This window comes from Rhodococcus sp. USK10 (genome assembly GCF_019378875.1).
GTDB classification, from domain to species: domain Bacteria; phylum Actinomycetota; class Actinomycetes; order Mycobacteriales; family Mycobacteriaceae; genus Rhodococcus_F; species Rhodococcus_F pseudokoreensis.
Genome location: NZ_CP076048.1, coordinates 2,471,833 through 2,492,704, shown reverse-complemented (window position 1 = coordinate 2,492,704; position 20,872 = coordinate 2,471,833). Strand labels below are relative to the sequence as shown.

19 protein-coding genes are annotated in these 20,872 nt (G+C 68.9%); 15 read left to right on the top strand and 4 right to left on the bottom strand.

The features are described from left to right. The first annotated feature begins 20 nt into the window (after positions 1 to 20). Both I1A62_RS18575 and I1A62_RS18570 read left to right on the top strand, forming a co-directional pair. The gene (locus I1A62_RS18575) at positions 21 to 491 is read left to right on the top strand and encodes a DUF350 domain-containing protein (RefSeq protein WP_072947786.1); all 471 of its coding nucleotides are present in this window, start codon (positions 21 to 23) and stop codon (positions 489 to 491) included. A 5-nt stretch (positions 492 to 496) separates the two neighbouring features. Further along, on the top strand, positions 497 to 2,068 hold the full coding sequence (locus tag I1A62_RS18570; RefSeq protein ID WP_219459372.1) for a polyamine aminopropyltransferase: 1,572 nt from the start codon (positions 497 to 499) through the stop codon (positions 2,066 to 2,068). Positions 2,069 to 2,106: 38 nt separating this feature from the next. Here the strand turns inward: I1A62_RS18570 and I1A62_RS18565 are convergent, their stop codons facing one another. Next, entirely contained in the window at positions 2,107 to 3,588 is a 1,482-nt protein-coding gene (locus I1A62_RS18565; protein WP_257890837.1) for an IS3 family transposase, read from the bottom strand. A 171-nt stretch (positions 3,589 to 3,759) separates the two neighbouring features. Between I1A62_RS18565 and I1A62_RS18555 the strand changes: the two genes are divergently transcribed. From I1A62_RS18555 to I1A62_RS18525, 7 genes are all read left to right on the top strand, one after another. Next, the gene (locus I1A62_RS18555; protein WP_124391150.1) at positions 3,760 to 4,314 is read left to right on the top strand and encodes a MarR family winged helix-turn-helix transcriptional regulator; all 555 of its coding nucleotides are present in this window, start codon (positions 3,760 to 3,762) and stop codon (positions 4,312 to 4,314) included. Positions 4,315 to 4,413: 99 nt separating this feature from the next. After that, entirely contained in the window at positions 4,414 to 5,613 is a 1,200-nt protein-coding gene (locus I1A62_RS18550) for a homogentisate 1,2-dioxygenase (protein WP_219459371.1), read from the top strand. Next, the gene (locus tag I1A62_RS18545) at positions 5,610 to 6,485 is read left to right on the top strand and encodes a hypothetical protein (RefSeq protein ID WP_219459370.1); all 876 of its coding nucleotides are present in this window, start codon (positions 5,610 to 5,612) and stop codon (positions 6,483 to 6,485) included. The genes I1A62_RS18550 and I1A62_RS18545 overlap by 4 nt, the downstream gene beginning before the upstream one ends. Further along, positions 6,482 to 7,663: a fumarylacetoacetase gene (gene fahA / locus I1A62_RS18540; protein ID WP_124391153.1), complete on the top strand. Its 1,182-nt coding sequence runs from the start codon at positions 6,482 to 6,484 to the stop codon at positions 7,661 to 7,663. Before I1A62_RS18545 ends, fahA begins: the two co-directional genes overlap by 4 nt. Positions 7,664 to 7,706: 43 nt before the next feature. Next, positions 7,707 to 8,513, top strand: a complete 807-nt coding sequence (locus tag I1A62_RS18535; RefSeq protein ID WP_124391154.1) for an enoyl-CoA hydratase — start codon at positions 7,707 to 7,709, stop codon at positions 8,511 to 8,513. Positions 8,514 to 8,684: 171 nt separating this feature from the next. Beyond that, positions 8,685 to 9,293, top strand: coding sequence for a hypothetical protein (locus I1A62_RS18530; protein WP_124391155.1), 609 nt, complete (start codon positions 8,685 to 8,687; stop codon positions 9,291 to 9,293). A 43-nt stretch (positions 9,294 to 9,336) separates the two neighbouring features. After that, complete coding sequence (locus tag I1A62_RS18525) at positions 9,337 to 10,860, top strand: acyl-CoA synthetase (protein ID WP_219459369.1); 1,524 nt, start codon at positions 9,337 to 9,339, stop codon at positions 10,858 to 10,860. Here the strand turns inward: I1A62_RS18525 and I1A62_RS18520 are convergent, their stop codons facing one another. Beyond that, positions 10,861 to 11,895 carry a LacI family DNA-binding transcriptional regulator gene (locus I1A62_RS18520; protein WP_219459368.1) on the bottom strand — a complete coding sequence of 345 codons (1,035 nt, stop codon included), beginning with the start codon at positions 11,893 to 11,895 and terminating at the stop codon, positions 10,861 to 10,863. It abuts the gene before it with no gap. Between the two features lie 149 nt (positions 11,896 to 12,044). Here I1A62_RS18520 and I1A62_RS18515 point away from each other — a divergent pair, with 149 nt between their 5' ends. From I1A62_RS18515 to I1A62_RS18490, 6 genes are all read left to right on the top strand, one after another. Next, on the top strand, positions 12,045 to 13,217 hold the full coding sequence (locus I1A62_RS18515) for an acyl-CoA dehydrogenase family protein (RefSeq protein ID WP_219459367.1): 1,173 nt from the start codon (positions 12,045 to 12,047) through the stop codon (positions 13,215 to 13,217). Beyond that, positions 13,214 to 14,344: a CaiB/BaiF CoA-transferase family protein gene (locus tag I1A62_RS18510; RefSeq protein ID WP_124391159.1), complete on the top strand. Its 1,131-nt coding sequence runs from the start codon at positions 13,214 to 13,216 to the stop codon at positions 14,342 to 14,344. Before I1A62_RS18515 ends, I1A62_RS18510 begins: the two co-directional genes overlap by 4 nt. Positions 14,345 to 14,482: 138 nt before the next feature. After that, complete coding sequence (locus I1A62_RS18505; RefSeq protein ID WP_219459366.1) at positions 14,483 to 15,850, top strand: MFS transporter; 1,368 nt, start codon at positions 14,483 to 14,485, stop codon at positions 15,848 to 15,850. 15 nt (positions 15,851 to 15,865) lie between these two features. Then, positions 15,866 to 16,525, top strand: coding sequence for a response regulator transcription factor (locus I1A62_RS18500; protein WP_219459365.1), 660 nt, complete (start codon positions 15,866 to 15,868; stop codon positions 16,523 to 16,525). Between the two features lies 1 nt (position 16,526). Further along, positions 16,527 to 17,942, top strand: a complete 1,416-nt coding sequence (locus tag I1A62_RS18495) for a HAMP domain-containing sensor histidine kinase (RefSeq protein WP_219459364.1) — start codon at positions 16,527 to 16,529, stop codon at positions 17,940 to 17,942. After that, the gene (locus tag I1A62_RS18490) at positions 17,939 to 18,880 is read left to right on the top strand and encodes a TAXI family TRAP transporter solute-binding subunit (RefSeq protein ID WP_219459363.1); all 942 of its coding nucleotides are present in this window, start codon (positions 17,939 to 17,941) and stop codon (positions 18,878 to 18,880) included. The genes I1A62_RS18495 and I1A62_RS18490 overlap by 4 nt, the downstream gene beginning before the upstream one ends. 7 nt (positions 18,881 to 18,887) lie before the next feature. Here the strand turns inward: I1A62_RS18490 and I1A62_RS18485 are convergent, their stop codons facing one another. Both I1A62_RS18485 and I1A62_RS18480 read right to left on the bottom strand, forming a co-directional pair. After that, complete coding sequence (locus tag I1A62_RS18485; protein ID WP_219461265.1) at positions 18,888 to 19,652, bottom strand: trans-aconitate 2-methyltransferase; 765 nt, start codon at positions 19,650 to 19,652, stop codon at positions 18,888 to 18,890. 47 nt (positions 19,653 to 19,699) lie between these two features. Continuing rightward, positions 19,700 to 20,857: an acyl-CoA dehydrogenase family protein gene (locus tag I1A62_RS18480; RefSeq protein WP_219459362.1), complete on the bottom strand. Its 1,158-nt coding sequence runs from the start codon at positions 20,855 to 20,857 to the stop codon at positions 19,700 to 19,702. Positions 20,858 to 20,872: the final 15 nt, after the last annotated feature.

Sequence of the window (20,872 nt, the reverse complement as noted above, 5' to 3'; positions counted from 1 at the left end):
ACTCGACTCGGGAGAAGCGCGTGAACACCACCTACACGGCGGCGGCAACGGAAATCGGCAGCGTCGACGTCGGACTGCTCGCCGTCGGCATGCTCGGCACCCTGGCGTACTTCGTCATCGGCATCGCCGTCCTCGGCGTCGGCTTCGCCGTCCTCGACCTCGCCACTCCCGGCAATCTCCGGCACCAGGTGTACGTCGACAAGAACCCTAACGCGGCAATCCTGCTGGCCTCGAACCACCTCGCCCTCGCCGTCGTCGTGGTCACCGCGATCCTCACCAGTTCCGACGGATTCGCACAGGGACTCGCCGACTCCGCGGTCTACGGCCTCTTCGGCGTGTTGCTGCAGGTCATCGCGCTGCGTCTCATGAACGTGCTGCTGCCGGGGCAACTCGTCGGACTGGTCGGGAACCCGCAGATGTGTGGTGCTGCCTGGGCGGTCGGTGCGAGCCTCTTCGCCATCGGCCTCGTGAACGCCGCCGCACTCACCTGATCGACGTGACCACCACAGCGGCAGAGCCGAATTCCTCCACCACCCGCGCTCTCGGCGGGCGGGCCAGGGCGTTCCTGCTCGCCGCCGTGGCCGCGTGCGCGGCCTGCGGGTTGATCTACGAACTGGCCCTGCTGACGCTGTCGGTCAGCCTGACCGGCGGCGGGATCACCCAGACGTCGCTGATCGTCGCGGGTTTCGTGGCCGCACTCGGGGTCGGCGCCCTCGCCGCCAAACCGCTGCTCTCCACGGCCGCCGCGTCGTTCGTGGTCGTCGAGATCGTCCTCGGACTCGTCGGCGGATTCAGCGCGGTGACCCTGTACGTGACATTCACGTTCTTCGGTTCCAGCGCAATCGTTCTGGTGCTCGCCACCGCGCTGATCGGTGTACTCGTCGGCGCCGAGGTGCCGCTGCTGATGACGCTGCTGCAGTCGGGCCGCAACGACACCGACGCCGAGAGCACCGGAAAGGTGCTGGCGAACCTCAACGCCGCCGACTACGCAGGCGCCCTGGTCGGTGGCCTGCTCTGGCCGTTCGTCCTGCTGCCCGTCGCCGGGATGATCCGCGGCGCTGCCATCACCGGCATCATCAACCTCGCCGCCGCCGCCATCGTGGCGCTGATCCTGCTGCGCTGGCAGTTGAGCTTGCGCACACGGCTCCTCGCCGTCGTGGCGTTGCTCGTCGCCGCCGCCTGCATCGCGGTGCTGCTGGTGCGCGCCGACGGCATCGAGACCACGTCCCGGCAACGCCTCTACACCGATCCCGTCGTCGCCGCGGAAAGGTCGCAGTACCAGGAGATCGTCGTCACCGAGCGTGGGGGAGACGTGCGGCTCTTCCTCGACGGCGACCTCCAGTTCTCCAGCGTCGACGAACACCGGTACACCGAATCGCTGGTGTACCCCGCGATGGCCGACGACCCCAAACGGGTACTGATCCTCGGCGGCGGCGACGGACTCGCCGCCCGAGAGGTCCTGCGACTGCCCGGCGTCGAGGACATCGTGCAGGTGGAACTCGACCCGGCGGTCATCGAACTCGCGAACACGCGACTGTCCGGGCTGAACCAGGGTGCGCTGCAGGACCCGCGCGTGCACGTGGTCCTCGACGACGCGTTCCGGTGGCTCCGCGACGCACCCGACTCGGGATTCGACGCCGTCATCGTCGACCTCCCCGACCCGGACACCCCGGCGCTCGGCCGCCTGTACTCCACCGAGTTCTACGGTCTCGCCGCCGCCGCCCTCAACCCCGGCGGCCTGATGGTCGTGCAGTCGGGCAGCCCCTATTCGACGCCCGACGCGTTCTGGCGCACCACGTCGACCGTCGCGTCGGCGGGTCTGGCCGTCACGCCGTACCACGTGCTGGTGCCCAGCTTCGGGGACTGGGGGTACGTCCTCGCCCGCCGCGGTCCCGAACCGCCGGCACTGCGCCTGCCCCGCGACGTCCCCGAACTCCGCTTCCTCGACGAATCGACCCTCGCCGCGTCCGCGATCTTCCCGCGCGACCGTCCCCGCCGCGAACTCGAGCCCTCGACCCTCGACCGGCCGCGCATCGTCGACGACATGCGGAAGGGCTATGAGCGCTGACGCGCCCGTGAGTACTTATTAACCGCCCGCGGTAGTTGTCAACCTGTCTGAGACAGGTTCTGGTTGATGTTGATGCCTGTCGGTTGTGGCGGGTGTGGTGCCAGGGGTCGGCCGCGGAACCGTTCGGGGTGTTCGGCCCAGATCTGGTCCAGCCGGTGCTGTCGGCGGCGGTGTTCCTCGGTGTCGAGGCCGAGGAACACCGATGCGGGGGTGTGCCGGCCCAGGGCACTGTGCCGGTGTTCGAGCGCGTAGCGGGTCATGAACGTCTCGGTCCATCGCCGCGCGTGGTCGATGTCGTCGAACCGAAGCGGGCACGACAAGTCGTACTTGATGGTCTTGAACAGCGACTCGGAGAACGGGTTGTCATCGCTGACCCTCGGTCGTGAGTAGGTCCGGCACGCGCCCGCCTCGTCGAGGGCGGCGATCAGGGCATGTGAGCGCATCGACGGACCATTGTCGGCATGCACCACCTCGGGCACCCCGAACGCCTCGAACGCCTCGGCGAACATCTGCACCGCCAACTCGGGAACCTCGGCGTACTCGATCCGCCAGGCCACCGGGAACCGCGAGAACACGTCCATCACCAGGTACAGCAGATACCTGTCCTGCTTGCGGGGACCGTGCAACATCGTGATGTCCCACGACCACAACTGCCCGGCCCGACCGGCCCGGGCGACCGGTGCCCGGCGGGCCGCGGCCGTGGCCCGCCGGGTGCGGCGACGGTCCCCGGTCAAGTTCTGCGCACGCGCCACCCGGTAGAACGTCGACTCCGAACACGCGACGAACCCGGCGTCGAAAGAACGCCAATACACCTGCACCACAGACAGATCCGTGTTCTCCTCGGCCAGGATCAACTCGACGATCCGGGCGCGCTCGTCGTCGGACAACGCGGCGGGCTGCCGCCGCTGAACGTGCGGGACCGGCTCGGTGACCGGAACGTAGTGCCGGTAACCGCGGGTGCGCCGGTAGTAACTCGACCGCGGCACACCGAGCAGGGCGCACGCCGCGGTGACCGGCATCGCCGCGTCCCGGACCAACACCCCGACGGTGTCGATCAGGACAGCTTCTCTCGCTCGAGCCACTGCGCGTACTCGTTCGCGCTCATCAACGCCGGTGGGATCGCAGATGGGTCCTCGTTCGAGCGCTTGGTGATCCCCTGCAAGAGCCTCGAACGCTTTTCCCAGGATCTCCTGGGCGGTCTCCGCCTGTTCCACCTGGGCCTTGAGCCGTGTGTTCTCCCGGCGCAGCCGCGCCAGCTCGGCCCGATCCCGACTGTCCATCCAATTCCTCGACTTCTCTGCCGCGGCGACCATCGCCTGCGTGTATTGTCCGCTCTCCCGCGCGCGAAGCCACGCAGTGACGTGGTTCTTGCTCAGGTTCAACTCACGCAGCAGGCGCGTCTTGGCGCCGTGCTCGGTGCACTCGTCCCACCGGCGCAGCACCTCGATCCGGAACGCGATCGGAAACGAACGCCTACCCGTCGGACCACGCCCGATCGGAAAGCTGTCGATGTCGGTCACAGGGAACTCCGCTCCCCACGCTGACTGCCAGGTGTCTCACGACCATGCTGACAGCCAGCGCCCGACGTTAACAAGTACTCACGGGTGCGTCAGCGCAACTAGTTCATGGATATACTAAATGCGGTGGTGGCGGGCGCCGGGCCCGCCGCCGGCTCGCGATAGGGTTCCCCCATGACCGATGACGTAGCGCCGGTGCCTGTCGAGGTGCCCGACAGCCTCGACTTCTGGTCGTTCATCGAACTGGCGAACAGGCGTCTGAGCACCGAATACGGTTCGACGCACGAACTCGCCACGCAGGTGCTCCTGACGTTGAACCGTGCGTCGAACGTGGTGACGTACGACCTGGAGTCGTCGATCCACCGACCGCGCGGGCTGTCGTGGTCGGCGTTCCGGTTGATGTTCGTGACGTGGCTGGCGGGTCCGGTCGAGTCGAAGACCGCCGCCAAGCTCACCGGCATGAGCCGGGCCGCCGTGTCGAATCTTACGAAAACGCTGGTCAGTGGCGGTCTGATGGAGCGGTCCCCGGACGAGCGGGACGGCCGGTCGGTCCAGTTGTCGCTCACGGAGAAGGGTCGCAGCGAGATCGGCGAGATCTACCGCGAGCAGAACGAGCGCGAACACGCGTGGGCGAGTGTCCTCACCGAGCCGGAGCAGCGCATTCTCGTCATGCTGCTCGACAAGCTGATCACCAATCGCAGCCAGTTCGACGTCCGCGGCCGCAACTGACCCCGGTGTGCCTCCCGGAAAAACCTGTGCTTGCCATCACGCCCCCAATTTAGTTAATGTGTTTACTACTACGGACACGCACTTCTAGGGAGGCCGGTCATGGCGTTCTATCGGCACGTGGGCAACATTCCGCCCAAGCGGCACACGCAGCACCGTGACGACAACGGTCGGCTCTACTTCGAGGAGTTGATGGGCGAAGAGGGCTTCTCCTCCGACTCCTCGCTGCTCTACCACCGCCACATCCCGTCGGCGATCGTCGACGCCACGGTGTGGGAGCTGCCCGACCAGAGCACCACCCCCAATCACCCGCTCAAGCCGCGTCACCTGAAGTTGCACGACCTCTTCCCGGAGACGGTCTGGGCCGACACGGATGTGGTCACCGGACGCCGGCTGATCCTCGGCAACGCCGACGTCCGCATCTCCTACGTGGTCGCGGCCAAGGAGTCGCCGCTGTACCGCAACGCGATCGGCGACGAGATGGTGTACGTCGAATCCGGTGCCGCCACTGTCGAAACCGTGTTCGGTGCGCTCGAGGCGAAGCAGGGCGACTACGTCCTGATTCCGATGTCGACCACGCACCGATGGATTCCACAGGGCCCGGAACCGTTGCGCGCCTATGCGATGGAGGCCAACAGTCACATCGTCCCGCCGAAGCGCTACCTGTCCCGGTTCGGCCAGCTGCTCGAGAACGCGCCCTACTGCGAGCGCGACCTGCACGGGCCCTCCGACACACTGCAGTCCGAGGGCACGGACGTCGAGGTGCTCGTCAAGCACCGGACGTCGCACGGCATCGTCGGCACGCGAATGGTGTACCCGCAGCACCCCTTCGATGTCGTGGGCTGGGACGGGTGCCTGTACCCGTACACGTTCAACATCTCCGACTACGAACCCATCACCGGGCGCGTGCATCAGCCGCCGCCGGCGCATCAGGCGTTCGAGGGCAACAACTTCGTCATCTGCAACTTCGTACCCCGCAAGGTCGACTACCACCCGCTGTCGATTCCGGTGCCGTACTACCACTCGAACGTCGATTCCGACGAGATCATGTTCTACTGCGGCGGAGACTACGAGGCGCGCAAGGGTTCCGGCATCGGTCAGGGTTCCATCTCGATCCACCCGGGCGGCCATGCGCACGGACCGCAGCCGGGCGCATACGAACGCAGCATCGGCGCCGAGTTCTTCGACGAACTGGCCGTCATGGTCGACACGTTCCGTCCGCTCGAACTCGGCGAGGGCGCACTGGCCTGCGAGGACTCGGGCTACGCCTGGACCTGGGCAGGTCGGGGGCCGAAGCAGTGATCCCCGCGCTCTTCTCCGGTCTCTGCGACGACGCCGCGCTGTTTCCGCCCGGAAACGCGCCGCTCCCCGACGCTCTGCCCGCGCACACCAGGCATCTGTCGGCACCGTACGGGGATCTCGTCGGCCCCTTCGTTTTCCCCGCCGCCCGGCTGGACGAACTGACCGCCGGCGCGATCGAGTTGAGCCTGACGCTGCCCGGTGGCCCGGCCACTCTCGAACCCGCACTGGACCGCCTCGCGCAGATCGACGGTGCCAAGGCTGTCGCACTCGAGATCGCGGCGCCCGCCGAGCAGACGGCCGCGGAGTTCTTCGCCGCACTGGACGCCGCGGCAGACCTGATGTCCGGCTGTGAGGTGTTCGTCGAGGTTCCGCGCGGCGAGCGCCGGGCCGACTTCCTCGCCGCACTCGTCGGCGGCCCGTTCGCGGCGAAGTTCCGCACGGGAGGCGTTGTCGCCGAGGCCTACCCGGACGAGAGCGAACTCGCATCCGCTGTGCGCGCCGCCGTGACGACGGGTGTCCCGTTCAAGGCCACGGCGGGACTGCACCACGCCGTGCGCAACACCGATCCGCACACCGGCTTCGAGCAGCACGGTTTCCTCAACGCGCTTCTCGCCACCCGGCACGCACTCGACGGCGCCGACGCCGACCGGGTGGCCGCGACCCTCGCGGAGCGTGACGGCACCCGGATCGCCCGCGAGCTGGGCGACCTCCCCGCCGACGTCGTCGGCGCCGTCCGCACCGCCTTCCGGTCCTTCGGCACGTGCAGCATCCTCGAGCCCCTCGAAGATCTCGTCGCACTGCACCTCGTGCCGTCGTCCGCCCTCGCCCCCGCCGATGAACACGCTTCCGCCGATGAAGGAGCCCACGCATGACCGTCCTCGACATTCCCGCCGATTCACTGTTCGGGCTGGAGAACCTGCCGTACGGCGTGTTCTCGACCGCGGACTCGGCCCCCCGGGTCGGTGTGCGGGTGGGAGATTCCGTGGTGGATCTCGCCGCCACCCTGGGTGACGACGTCTTCGCGCAGCCCACCCTCAACGCGTTCATGGCACAGGGGCCGGCCCGCTGGAGCGAGGTTCGCCGGCAGATCACCGAACTCGTCCAGGGCGACGTCGCCGACACGGCCGTGTTCGCGGTCGAGAACGTGACGATGCACCTGCCGGTGGCCGTCGCGGACTACGTCGACTTCTACGCGTCCGAGAATCACGCCACCAACCTCGGACGGTTGTTCCGCCCCGACTCCGAGCCGCTGATGCCCAACTGGAAGCACCTGCCGGTCGGGTACCACGGGCGGTCGAGCACCGTCATCGTGTCGGGCGTCGACGTGGTCCGGCCGTGCGGGCAGCGCAAGGCCCCGAATCAGGACGCCCCCGACTTCGGGCCGTCCCGCCGCCTCGACATCGAGGCCGAGATGGGCTTCCTCGTCGGCGTCCCGACGAAGCTGGGGGAGACCATCACCCCGGATCGGTTCGCGGACCATGTGTTCGGCGCGGTCGTGGTGAACGACTGGTCCGCCCGCGACATCCAGGCCTGGGAGTACGTGCCGCTCGGCCCGTTCCTCGGGAAGAGCTTCGCGACGTCAATCTCCCCGTGGGTGGTGCCGCTGGCGGCTCTCGAGGCGGCCCGCATCGACACCCCGATCCAGGATCCGCAGCCGCTGCCGTACCTGCGCGGCGAGGAGAAGTGGGGTCTGGACATCGACCTGGCCGTCGAATGGAACGGGCACGTCGTCTCGCGGCCGCCGTACGCGCAGATGTACTGGTCGCCGGCGCAGATGCTCGCGCACACCACGGTCAACGGTGCCACGGCCAGCACGGGTGATCTGTTCGCGTCGGGCACCATCTCGGGACCCGAGAAGGACCAGCGTGGTGCGTTCATCGAACTGACGTGGGGTGGGCAGGATCCGGTCGTCGTGGGGGACGAGAAGCGCACGTTCCTCGAGGACGGCGACGAGATCGCCATCTCCGCCACCGCGCCGGGCCCCAACGGCACCCGCATCGGCTTCGGTGAGGTGCGGGCCCGCATTGCTCCCCCTGTGAGTACTTCTTAACCGCGGGCGGTTAGGAAGTACTCACGGGTGGTAGGCAGTAGTCATGACCGAGAACTTCGTCGAGACCACTGCCCAGAACTTCGTCGAGACCACTGCCTTGCCGGACACCGGCGTCGCGTTCCTCACCCTGAACCGCCCCGACCAGCGCAATCCGCTGTCGTCCGAGGCCATGCGAGATGTCACCGCTGCGCTTCGGAAACTGGGCGACGACGACACCACCCGCGTCGTCGTCATCAGGGCTGCGGGACCGGTGTTCTCCGCGGGTCACGACCTGAAGGAGATGATCGGCCGCACCCTGGAGGACGAGCAGGCCATCTTCGACACATGCGTCGAGATGATGCAGGCCGTGCAGGACATTCCGCAGCCGGTCATCGCCTCCGTGCAGGGCGCGGCGGTTGCGGCGGGCTGTCAGCTCGCGGCGTCGTGTGACCTGGTGGTGGCGTCGTCGAACGCCGTGTTCGGGACGCCGGGAGTGAAGATCGGCCTGTTCTGCTCGACCCCGATGGTGGCGCTCAGCCGCGCGATCGGACGCAAGCGTGCACTGCAGATGCTGCTGACAGGCGAGACGATCGATGCCGAGACCGCGGCCGACTGGGGTCTGGTGAACCTGGTGGTCGCGCCGGAGGAACTCGACGCACAGACCCGGGCGCTCGCCGCGAAAATCACGAAGGCCAGCCCGCTCACCGTGAAGATCGGCAAGCAGGCGTTCTACCGCCAGATCGACCTGCCCCAGGACGAGGCGTACCGGGCGATGGCCGAGACGATGGCCACCAACGCCGTCACCTGCGACGCCCAGGAAGGCATGCAGGCGTTCGTCGAGAAGCGCACCCCGCAGTGGCAGGGAAAATAGCCCTCCACGACTGGCCCTGCGTGCATTGCGTGGTGTCGCGAACCGGCGAAAGATCAGGGGTGCAGTGGCTGCGGCCGCGGGCCGTCGGCGCCCGCCGACGGTGGACCGCGGCAGGCCGGCCACCGAGAATGTTCTCACTGCGGGGCGACTGTCCCGCGGGAGGTGACATCGATGTTCATTCAGATCATTCAAGGAAAGGTGTCGGACGAGGCCGGCCTCGTCCGGTGCATGGATCGCTGGACCGAGGACATCCGGCCGGGGGCGACGGGCTTCCTCGGATGCACCCAGGGATTGTGCGACGACGGAACGTTCATCGCACTGGCGCGATTCGAATCCGCCGAAGCGGCCCGGCTCAACAGTGAGCGTCCCGAGCAGGGCGCCTGGTGGGCGGAGACCGAGCGGTGCTTCGACGGCCCGGTGTCCTTCATGGACTGCCCCGAGGTGGCCGAGTGGATGGGCGGCGGTTCGGACGACGCGACGTTCGTGCAGGTCATGGAGGGCCACACGACGGACCCGCACCGGATGCGGGAGTTGCTGGACGAGTCCGCCGACCGGGTGCACGAACTGCGACCGGAGATCCTCGGTGGGACGTTGTGCACGTACGGCGACGGCGGGTACGTCGAGGCGGTGTACTTCACATCCGAAGCGGAGGCCCGTTCCCACGAGAAGTTGGAGATACCGGACGACCTGAGGTCGTTGTTCGAGGAGGAGGGCCGGCTGACTGACGACGTGACGTACTACGACATGCATTCGCCGATGCTGGTGTCGGCTGGGAGGTAGCGAACCTCTGGCGAGGTAGTTGGACGTCCTATAACCTTCGTGCATGAGTCTGGATGCGCGCACCGATACCGTCGACGGAGTGCTGCGGCGCTCGGCCGCCAAGTTCCCCGACCGCAGGGCGCTGACGTTCGAGGACCGCACGTGGACGTACCGGGAACTCGACGACGGGGTCAGCCGCGCTGCCGCCTACCTGCAGTCGCTGGGACTGTCGGCCGGTGAGCGCGTCGCCGCGTACGGCACCAACTCGGACGCGTACACGATCGGGTTCCTGGCTTGCGCGCGTGCGGGTCTCGTGCACGTCCCCGTCAACTATGCGCTGAAGGGCGAGGAGCTGACCTACCTGGTATCGCAGTCCGGGAGCGCCGCCGTGCTGGTCGATCCGGCGCTGCGGGGCACCCTCGACTCGATCCGGGACGGGCTGGACCTGCGGCACGTGGTGCCGCTGCGCGACGCCGAGGATTCCCTGCTCGCCCACTCCGGCTCCGGCGACGTGCCCGCCGTGGCCGCGCCGGTCGCGTCCACCGACCTGGCGCAGCTGCTGTACACGTCGGGGACGACGTCGAAGCCGAAGGGCGCCATGATGACTCACGGCGGGCTCGTGCACGAGTACGTCTCCTCCGTGATCGCCCTCGCGCTGAGCGAGGGGGACAATCCGCTGATCTGCATGCCGCTGTACCACTCGGCGGGCATGCACGTGTTCATGCTGCCGTACCTGTCGGTGGGCGCCTCGGTGAATCTGATGCAGACCCCCGATATTCCGGAGATCCTGCGGCGCATCGAAGCCGATCGCATCGGCTCGCTGTTCCTGGCCCCGACCGTGTGGGTGCCGCTCGCCGGACATCCCGACCTCGAGACCCGCGACCTGTCGTCGCTGAAGAAGGCGCAATACGGTGCGTCGATCATGCCGGTGACGGTGCTGAACCGGCTGCGCGAACGCTACCCCGACCTCGGCTTCTACAACTGCTTCGGGCAGTCCGAGATCGGGCCGCTCGCCACGGTGCTGCAGCCCGCGGAGCACGAGGCGCGGCCGTCGTCGTGCGGCAAGGCCGTGTTCTTCGTCGAGACGCGGGTGGTGGATCCGGACGGCAACGACGTTCCGGACGGCACGCCCGGCGAGGTGCTCTACCGTTCGCCCCAGCTGTGCCTGGGGTACTGGGACAACCCCGACGCCACCGCGGACGCGTTCCGCGACGGCTGGTTCCACTCGGGCGATCTGGTGACTCGGGACCCGGAGGGGTACATCACCGTCGTCGACCGCATCAAGGACGTCATCAACACCGGCGGCATCCTGGTGGCGTCGCGGGAGGTCGAGGACGCCGTCTACACGCACCCGGACGTCGCCGAGGTGGCCGTCATCGGGACGCCGGACGAGAAGTGGATCGAGGCGATCACCGCGGTTGTGGTGCTGCGGGAGGACGCGTCCGGCGTGACGCCCGACGGGTTGATCGCCCACGTCAAGGAGCGCATAGCGCCGTTCAAGGTGCCCAAGCAGGTGGTGTTCGTGGACGAGTTGCCCCGCAATCAGAGCGGAAAGCTGCTCAAACGCGAACTGCGCGCCAAGCTCTGACTACTTCAGTGTCGACGCCCGCTCGACCAGTTCGACCGGGAGCTTCACCGATTCGACGTCGTTGCCCGCGATGATCGACAGGAGATGACGTACACCCGTCGCGCCGATGAGGCGGGCGGGTGACCGGACGGTGGTCAGCGGCACCGGCAGCTGGGCGACCACCGGAATGTCGTTGTAGCCGACGAGCGCGAGGTCGTCGGGGATGCGCAGTCCGAGGTCGCGGGCGACGCCGAGGACGCCGATCGCGATGGTGTCGCTGACGGTGAAGATCGCCTCGGGGCGCGAATCCGACTCCAGAAGGACGGTGGCCGCGGCGACACCGCCGGACACGTCGAAGTCGGAGCGGACGACGCGGTCCGGCCCGAGTTCGATGCCGTTCTCGGCCAGCGCGTCCCGGAATCCGGCGAGCCGGTCGCGGGAGGTGCTCGCGTGGTCGGGGCCGGCGATGGCGGCGATCTCGGTGAACCCGCGGTCGAGGAGGTGGCGTCCGGCGAGGTAGCCGCCCCGGTGGTCGTCGCCGGACACGAACGGCAGACCGACGTCGGCGTGCCGGTTGAGTTGCAGCATCGGCAGCGATCCCACCGACAGCGAGTCGACGAATTCGCGGCCGGGGCTGTGCAGGCTGCTGAGCAGGAGGCCGTCGACCTGCCTGCTGACGAGGAATTCGATGGCGCGGCGCTGGGCGTCGAGGTCGTCGGGTGGGCTCGACAGCAGCACCGAGTAGCCGGCCTGCGTGGCCGTCTCCTCGATGCCCTGGAACATGGTCGCGACCACCCCGTCGGTGAGTCGCGGCATGACGACGCCGAGGGTGGTGGTCTTGCGGGTCCGCAGGCTCGCGGCCCACAGGTTGGGCTGGTAGCCGAGTTCGACCGCCACCTCGCGCACCCGCAGTGCGGCCTCGGACCAGCCGTCGGCGGGTTCGGGTTGCCGGAGCACCCGGGACGCCGTCGACACGTGGACGCCGGCGCGTTCGGCGATCTCGCGGAGGGTCGGCGGACGCCCGGAGGTGCGTGTCGGGCGGTCCGGCAGGTTCACGGGCAATCCTCGCGGTCGGGGTCGGGGACCCGGCAGGCCGCGTGGTTGACGTCCGCCGGAACGCGACTTAGTCTACGTGACGAAATCGTTCGTGCAATCGTTCTCGCGAACGTTTGCACAGCAGCCACACCGGCCCCGTGGAGGAACACATGTCCGACTCGCAGACCCTGTCCCAGCTGTTCGCCCTCGACTCGCTGCTCGACACCGAGGAGATCGCGATCCGCGACACCGTGCGCCGATTCGCGGACGAGAAGATCCGGCCCCACATCGGCGAATGGTTCGAGGCGGCCGCGCTGCCCGTGCGCGAGCTCGCGGAAGGGCTGGGCGAACTCGGTGTGCTCGGCATGCACCTCGACGGCTACGGCTGCGCCGGCATGAGCGCCACCGCCTACGGCCTGGCCTGCCTGGAACTCGAGGCCGTCGACTCCGGAATCCGCAGCCTCGTGTCCGTGCAGGGCTCGCTGGCCATGTTCGCGATCCATAACTACGGCAGCGAGGACCAGAAGCAGGAATGGCTGCCCCGCATGGCCGCGGGCAAGGCGATCGGCTGCTTCGGTCTGACCGAACCCGACTTCGGTTCCAACCCCGCGGGCATGCGCACCAACGCCAAGCGGGACGGTGACGACTGGATCCTCAACGGCACCAAGATGTGGATCACCAACGGATCCGTCGCCGACGTCGCGGTCGTGTGGGCGCGCACCGACGACGGCATCCGCGGATTCGTCGTGCCCACCGACACCCCCGGGTTCTCGGCGCCCGAGATCAAGCACAAGATGTCGCTGCGCGCGTCCGTCACCTCGGAACTCGTGCTCGAGGACGTCCGGCTGCCCGAATCCGCGATGCTGCCCGAGGCCAAGGGACTGTCGGGCCCGCTGGGCTGCCTCAACGAGGCCCGCTTCGGCATCATCTTCGGTGCGATGGGCGCGGCCCGCGACTGCCTCGAGTCCGCGATCTCCTACGCGCAGGACCGTCAGGTGTTCGACAAGTCGCTCGCCGCCTACCAGATCACGCAGGTGAAGATCGCCGACATGGCCCTCGAGGTCGGCAAGGGGCACCTCCTCGCCTACCACCTCGGACGTCTGAAGGATCGCGGCGAGGCACGCCCCGAGCAGGTCAGCACGGGCAAGCTGAACAACGTCCGCGAGGCCATCGCCATCGCCCGCGAGTGCCGGACCATCCTCGGCGCCAACGGAATCACCTTGGAATACCCCGTGATCCGGCACGCCAACAACCTCGAGTCGGTGCTGACCTACGAGGGAACGTCCGAGGTGCACCAGCTGGTGATCGGCCGCGCGCTGACGGGCGAGGCAGCGTTCCGGTGACTGCTTCGCTGGAGGGCCTGCTGATCGCCGACTTCGGGCGGGTGCTCGCCGGGCCGTACGCCACGATGCTGCTCGCCGATCTCGGCGCCGAGGTCGTGAAGATCGAGCGTGCCGGCGTCGGCGACGACACGCGGCAGTGGGGTCCGCCGTGGGTGGGCGACGAGTCCACCTACTTCCAATCCGTCAACCGCAACAAGCGGTCCTTCGCCTGGGACCTACGCGACCCCGTCGACCTGGAACAGGCACGGGAACTGGCCGCCCGGGCCGACGTGGTGGTGGAGAACTTCCTGCCCGGCACCATGGACCGGCTCGGGCTCGGCTACGACGCCGTACGGGAGATCAATCCCGACGTCGTCTACTGCTCCGTGACCGGGTTCGGCGGCCAGAACAACCTCCCCGGATACGACCTGCTCATCCAGGCCGTCGGCGGGTTGATGAGCATCACCGGTCCGGAACCCGGCGTTCCGACGAAGGTCGGGGTGGCGGTCGTCGACGTCATCACCGGGCTGCACGCCGCGGTCGGGATCCTGGCGGCGCTGCGGCACCGCGACCGGAGCGGGGAGGGGCAGCGCGTCGAGGTGAACCTGCTGTCGTCGCTGCTGTCCGCGCTCGCGAACCAGACGTCGGGGTATGTGGGCGCCGGTGTCGTCCCGCAGGCGATGGGCAACCGGCACCCCAGCATCGCGCCGTACGAGGTGTTCCGGACCGGCGACCGTCCGCTGGTGCTGGCGGTGGGGAACAACCGGCAGTTCGCCTCTCTCGTCGAGGTTCTCGGTGTGCCCGAACTCGCCGACGACGAGCGGTACGCGACCAACACGCAACGGGTGGCGCACCGCGAGCAACTGGTCCGGGACATCACCGACGCGCTGTCCGCGGACTCCGCGGACGTGTGGTTCGAGAAGCTGACCGAGCAGGGTGTCCCGTGCGGGCCGCTCAACGACATCGCCGACGCGGTGGCGCTCGCCGAGCGGCTCGGGCTGAACCCGGTGGTCGAGATCGACGATCCGCGCAGGGACCGGCCGGTGCGGCAGGTGGCGAACCCGATCCGGCTCAGCGCCACCCCGGCGAGCTATCGCAGCGCCCCGCCGCGGCTCGGCGAGGACACCCCAGCCGTGAGTACTTGTTAACCGCCCGCGGTTGATAAGTACTCACGGGGGCTCTTTCCTAAGGGAGTGTTAGGAAGGCTCCGCGGCCCTTCCGTATCGATGTGACGTGACCCACTGTGGTGTGAACGCAGAGATCCAGGGCATCGAGAGGAGTCCCGCGTGAGCACCACATCGACGGGTGAGCGCCGAGTCATCGGCAATGTTTTGAAGGGTTCGGTCGGCAACCTGATCGAATGGTACGACTGGTACGTCTACGCGGCGTTCAGCGTGTACTTCGCGAAGGAGTTCTTCCCCGAGGGCGACACCACCGCGCAGCTGCTGTCCACGGCAGCCGTTTTCGCGGTCGGGTTCCTCATGCGGCCGATCGGCGGCTGGATCATGGGCCGGTACGCGGACCGCCGCGGTCGCCGGTCGGCGCTCACCCTGTCGGTGACGGTGATGGCGGCGGGTTCGCTCGTCATCGCCGTCACGCCGTCGTACGCGAGCATCGGGATCGTGGCGCCGGTGCTGCTGGTGATCGCCCGGATGCTGCAGGGACTGTCGGTCGGCGGCGAGTACGCCACCAGCGCCACGTACCTGGCCGAGGTCGCCTCGCCGGGCAGACGCGGGTTCTACTCCAGCTTCCAGTACGTCACGCTCGTCGCCGGGCAGCTGATCGCACTGGGTGTGCAGATCGTCCTGCAGCTGACACTGCCGGCGGAGGCCATGCAGTCGTGGGGCTGGCGGATCCCGTTCCTGATCGGCGCCGCCGGTGCCGTCGCGGTGATGTGGCTCCGTCGCACGATGGACGAGTCGGAGGCGTTCACCGACGAGGTGGAGGCCAAGCGTGACGCAGACACCTCGGACGGTGGGCCGAAGGAAGGTTCGCTCCGGATGCTGCTGCAGTACCCCCGCGAGTGCCTGCTGGTCTGCGCCCTGACGCTGGGTGGGTGCGTGGCGTTCTACACGTACACCACGTACATGCAGAAGTACATGATCAACACGTCCGGCATCTCCAAGGACACGGTGGCGTGGATCAACTTCGCGGCCCTGCTGGTGTTCATCGTGTTGCAGCCGATCGGCGGCGCACTGTCCGACCGCATCGGCCGCCGGAAGCTGCTCATCTTCTTCGGCGTGGGCGGAACCGTCCTGACCGTGCCGCTGATGACCGTGCTCGGGACCACGACGAACCCGCTGGTCGCGTTCGCGCTGATGATGCTGGGACTGATCGTCGTCACCGGATACACGTCGGTGAACGCGATCGTGAAGACCGAGCTGTTCCCGACCAAGGTCCGTGCGCTCGGCGTCGGGTTGCCGTACGCCCTCACGTTGGCGATCTTCGGCGGAACCGTCGAGACCGTCGCCCTCGCCCTGAAGCGGGCAGGCCACGAATCGCTATTCTTCTACTACGTGACCGGGTGTATCGCCATCTCGCTCGTCGTCTACGTCTTCATGCGTGAGACTTCGAACGGTTCGCCCCTCGACCGGCCGGCCAGCCGGGAGGACACCCCGGACGACGACGTCGAGCTGGTCGACTCGCGGAGCTGATCGAAGGGAAGTGACGTGCAGATCGCGGTGGTCGAGGACGACGACGGAGTCGGCGACGCACTCGTGGAGGCGCTGGGAACCCACGGCCACGAGGCGGTGCGCATGCGCCGCGGCTCCGATCTCCTTCTCGGCCATCGCGGTATGGACGCGGTGATCCTCGACCTCGGTCTCCCCGACGCGGACGGCCTGCAGGTGCTCCGGCAGCTGCGGGCCGTCAGCGACGTTCCGGTGGTGATCCTCACGGCCCGCGACGACGAACGGTCGGTGGTGCGGGGACTGCGCGGCGGGGCGGACGACTACCTCGTCAAACCGGCGCGGCTCGCGGAACTGCTGGCGCGGCTCGACGTGGTGACCCAGCGCCGCCGCGCGACCGGACCTTCGGCCGGGCAGACGGTCACCGAGGGCGATGTGGTGGTCGATCTTTCGGCGCGTGAGGTGGAGGTCGGCGGGGCTCTGGTTGCGTTGACGGCCAAGGAGTTCGAGCTGCTCGAGGTGCTCGTCGCCCGCCCCGGCGCCGCGGTGAGCCGTCAGCAGTTGATGGACGCCGTGTGGGGCGACGCGTACGTGGCCATCTCCCGCACCCTCGACGTGCACATGACCGGGCTGCGCGCGAAACTGGGCCGCCCCGGCCTCATCTCGACCATCCGCGGGTACGGCTACCGCTGGGGCACCTGACGTGCGCCGCCGGGTGCTCGCCGTCCTGCTGGTGTTCGCGGCCGTCGCGGTGGTGGCCTTCGCCGTCCCCCTTGCGCTGGCCACCAGCGCCGGGCGGACTCAGGCCCTGCGGCTGAGCCGGGAGGCGGACGCGACGCATTTCGCGAGCCTCGCCGGGCAGACCCAGGCCCCCGGAAGCACCACGCTGCTGCGCGAGGAGGTGGCCCGCTACCACGAGTTGTACGGCGAGGGCGTCCTCATCGTCGACGCTCGGGCCAACGTCCGCGCCGGGGCGGGACTGTCCCCGGACGACTCCGACGTCGCCGCGGCGATCACGGCGGGACTGCGCAACCAGAAGCAGGGGATCAGCGGTTCGCTGACCCCGTGGTCGGCGAACCGGGTGCTGTCGGCCGTGCCCGTCGGCACCGGGGCACAGGTGGACGGCGCCGTCGTGCTGGACGTGTCCACCCGCGCCGCCCGGGAATCCATCCGGACGTCGTGGCTGGTGATCGTCGCGGGGGCGCTCGGCGCGCTGGCAGCGGTCACGGCCGTCGCGATCGCGCTGTCCCGGTGGACGGTTCGCCCGCTCGGGGCGCTCACCGCCAGGGTCGGCGCCCTGGCCGAGGCGGTCCCGTCGCCGCGCCCGCGGGCGGGTCGCACCGCCGAGAGGCCCTCCGGCCGGTACAGCGGACCGCCGGAGGTACAGGAACTCGCGAAGGCGTTCGACACCATGTCGGGCGCCGTCCAGGCGTCGGGTCAGGCGCAGCGTCAGCTGATCGCCGACACCGCCCATCAGCTCCGAAACCCGCTCGCGGCCCTGCACATCCGGCTCGATTCCCTCGGCCCGCACGTCGCCGAGGCCGGCGCCGAAACCTACCGCCGGACGGGGATGGAGGTCGATCGGCTCGGCGGAATTCTCGACGGGCTGCTGGCGCTCGCCGTCGCCGAATCACCCGCCGACGCCGGCGAGGACGAGTCCGCGCCCGGCGGCTGCGACATCGGTGCCGTCCTCGCGGACCGTGCCGACGCCTGGACGGAGGCCCTCGGGGAATCGGGAATGACCCTCGCGTTCCGGCCACCGGCCGAGCCGCTGGTCGCCGACTTCCGGGACAGTCACCTGTCCCAGGTCCTGGACGTCCTGCTCAGCAACGCGCACGCGTACGCCGGCCGCGGTTCGACAGTCCGGATCGACACGGGACGGTCCGCCGCCGGAATCGAGATCCGGGTCAGCGACGACGGGGTCGGGGTGAGCGAGGACGAGATCGGCAAACTGTCTGCGCGGTTCTTCCGCGGGTCCGGGGCGGCGCAGCAGGGCACCGGCCTCGGACTGTCCATCGCGACCGCACTGGTCGAGGGCGCCGGTGGGGCTCTGGCGGTCGTCGCGGAACGGCCACACGGGCTCCGGGTGACGCTGGCACTCCCGGCGGTGGCACCGTGATCACGCGACGAACACTGCTGCGCGGCGTCCTCGCCGCGGGCGCGACCGCGGCCACGGGTGCGGTTCTCGCCGCGTGCTCGGACAGCGGTACCGCTCCGCTGCGGCTCGCCGCGGGTGAGGAGGGCGGATTCTTCTGGGAGTTCGCCCAGTTGACGGCCGCGGCCGCGGAACGTGCCGCACTGCCGGTGCGGATCGTCCCGGTCCGGACCGCGGGGTCGATGGAGAATCTGGCGGCGCTGGCGTCCGGGGACGCGGAACTGGCATTGAGCCTCGCCGATGCCGCCGTGTCGGCGATGGAGGCCGGCGCCGCGTTCACCGCCCTCGGCAAGGTGTACGAGAACTACATGCAGCTCGCGGTGCGCGCCGATTCCGGGATCGCGGGCACCGCGCAGCTGCGGGGTGCCCGAATCAGTCTGGGCGCCACAGGCTCCGGAGCGGAACTGACGGGCGAGCGCATCCTCGACGTCCTGGGCCTGGCGGGCCCGGGAGACGTGACGCGACTGCACCTGTCGATGACCGACGCGGGGCAGGCCCTGCGGGACGGCACCGTCGACGCGGTGCTGTGGGCGGGCGGGGTGCCGACGCCGTCGTTCGCGGATCTCGGGATCCCGCTGCGACTGCTCGACCTGTCCGCCGAACTGGAGCTACTGCGGGTGCGGTTCGGCCCGCGCTACGAGCCGGTGCTGATTCCGCCCGGCACGTACGGACAGCAGACGTCGGTCGCGACGATCGGTCTCGCGAACCTGCTTCTCGCCGACCCGGCCGTGTCCGACGACGCCGCGGGCGCGATCGTCGAGGTGCTCATCGACCACGCGGCGGAACTGGTGCCGGATCAGGCGACCGGCAGCCAGTTCCTGGACCGGCAGTCGTTGATCGTCACCGCCGGCGTGCCGCTGCATCCCGGAGCGGCCGCGGCGTACCGCAGGCACCACGGCTGACCGGGGTCTACTGCACCCGGGCGACGACGAAGATGCGCCGGAACGGGAAGAACGTGCTCCCGTCCGGTCGCCGGGGATACGCCTCGTCGAGGAGCGGGACGAGTTCGTCGCGGAAGCGGTCCCAGTCCGGCGCCGAGAGGGCATCCTTGACCGGTCGGAGCGCCGTCCCGGTGATCCATTCCAGCACCGGGTTCTCCCCGGTCAGCTGCTGGACGTACGTGGTCTCCCAGGCGTCGACGACGCACCCGGCGTCCGCGAGCAGTCCCGCGTACCCGACGGGATCGTCGACGACGTTCTCCGCCCGGAACGGCACGTCCGTCAACCACCGGGACCACCGCTCGGCCCCGGCGAGGTCCCGGACGATCGCGTGCGAGGGCGCGTCGAAGTTGCCGGGAACCTGCACCGCGATCCACGCCCCCGACGGCAGCTGTGCCGGCCAGCGGCGCAGCAACTCCCGGTGCTCGGGCACCCATTGCAGGGCGGCGTTGGAGACGACGACGTCGGTGTCGGGCTGCGGCGTCCAGTCGCGCACGTCCAGCCGGGCGGCGTCGAGGCCGCGGTCACGCGCGGCCCGGACCATCTCGGGCGAGCTGTCGGACGCCTCCAGGACGGCGTCCGGCCACCGCTGGGCGAGGCTGACGGTCAGGTTTCCCGGGCCGCAGCCGAGGTCGACGACGCGGCGGGGTGACCGCGTGTCGACACGCGACAGCAACTCGTAGAACGGGCGCCCCCGATGGTCCGCGAAGGCGAGGTACTTGTCCGGATCCCAGATGTCGTCCACGCCTTCAAACAGTACGCCCATACTGTTGGTGTGTGGGGTCAGAGGCCGAGATCCTTCGCGATGATCGTCTTCATGACCTCGCTCGTCCCGCCGTAGATGCGCGACACCCGGGTGTCCGCGTACAGGCGCGCGATGGGGTATTCGAGGATGTAGCCGTACCCGCCGTGCAGTTGCAGGCACTTGTCGATGACCCGGCCCGCAGCCTCGGTGCAGAACAGTTTCGCCTTCGCGGCGTCGGCGACCGTCAGTTCGCCCGCGTCGTGCAGTTCGAGTGCGCGGTCGGCCATCAGCTGGATCGCCTCGACCTCGGTGGCGCACTCGGCGAGCACGAACTTGGTGTTCTGGAACGCCGCGACGGGCTTGCCGAACACCTTGCGTTCCTTGACGTACGCGATCGCGTGCTGCAACGCCGCCGCCGCGGTCGCCGACCCGCCGAGCGCGATGGACAGACGTTCCTGCGCGAGGTTGTGGGTGAGGTAGCTGAAACCGGCCCCCTCCTCGCCGAGGCGGTCCGCCACCGGCACCTGCACGTCGGTGAAGGACAGTTCGGCGGTGTCCGACGCCTTCAGGCCGATCTTCTCGATCTTGCGGCCCACCGCGAAACCCTCGGACGCGGTGTCGACGACGAGAATGGTGAGACCGGCCCGGCGGTCCTCGGGAGTGCTGGGCGCGGTGCGGCACACCACGAGGATCCGGTCGGCGAGCGCGCCACCGGTGATGAACGTCTTCGCGCCGTTGAGGACGTAGTGCGACCCGTCCGCCGACAGCTTCGCCGACGTCGCGATGTTCGCGAGGTCGGAACCGGTGCCCGGTTCGGTCATCGCGATCGCGAACATGATGTCGCCGGACGCGAATCCGGGGAGCCACCGCTGCTTCTGCTCGTCACTGGCGTACTCGAGCAGGTACGGCAGAATCAGGTTGGTGTGCACGGAATAGCTGCCGAACGTGACGCCGGCGGCCGCCGTCTCCTCGCCGACCACCGCGGCGAACTTGAAACTCTTCTCCCCGCCGCCGCCGAACTCCTCCGGCACCTGGATCCCGAGCACGCCGAGTTCGCCGAGCCGGCGGTAGAAGTCGCGAGGCGGATGCCCTTCGCCCTCCCAGTCGTGGTGGACGGGCGCGACTTCCTTGGCGATGAAGTCGCGGATCGTCTTCCGGAACGCGTCGTGATCTTCGTTGAACACCGTACGCTGCACGGGTTGTCTCCTTCG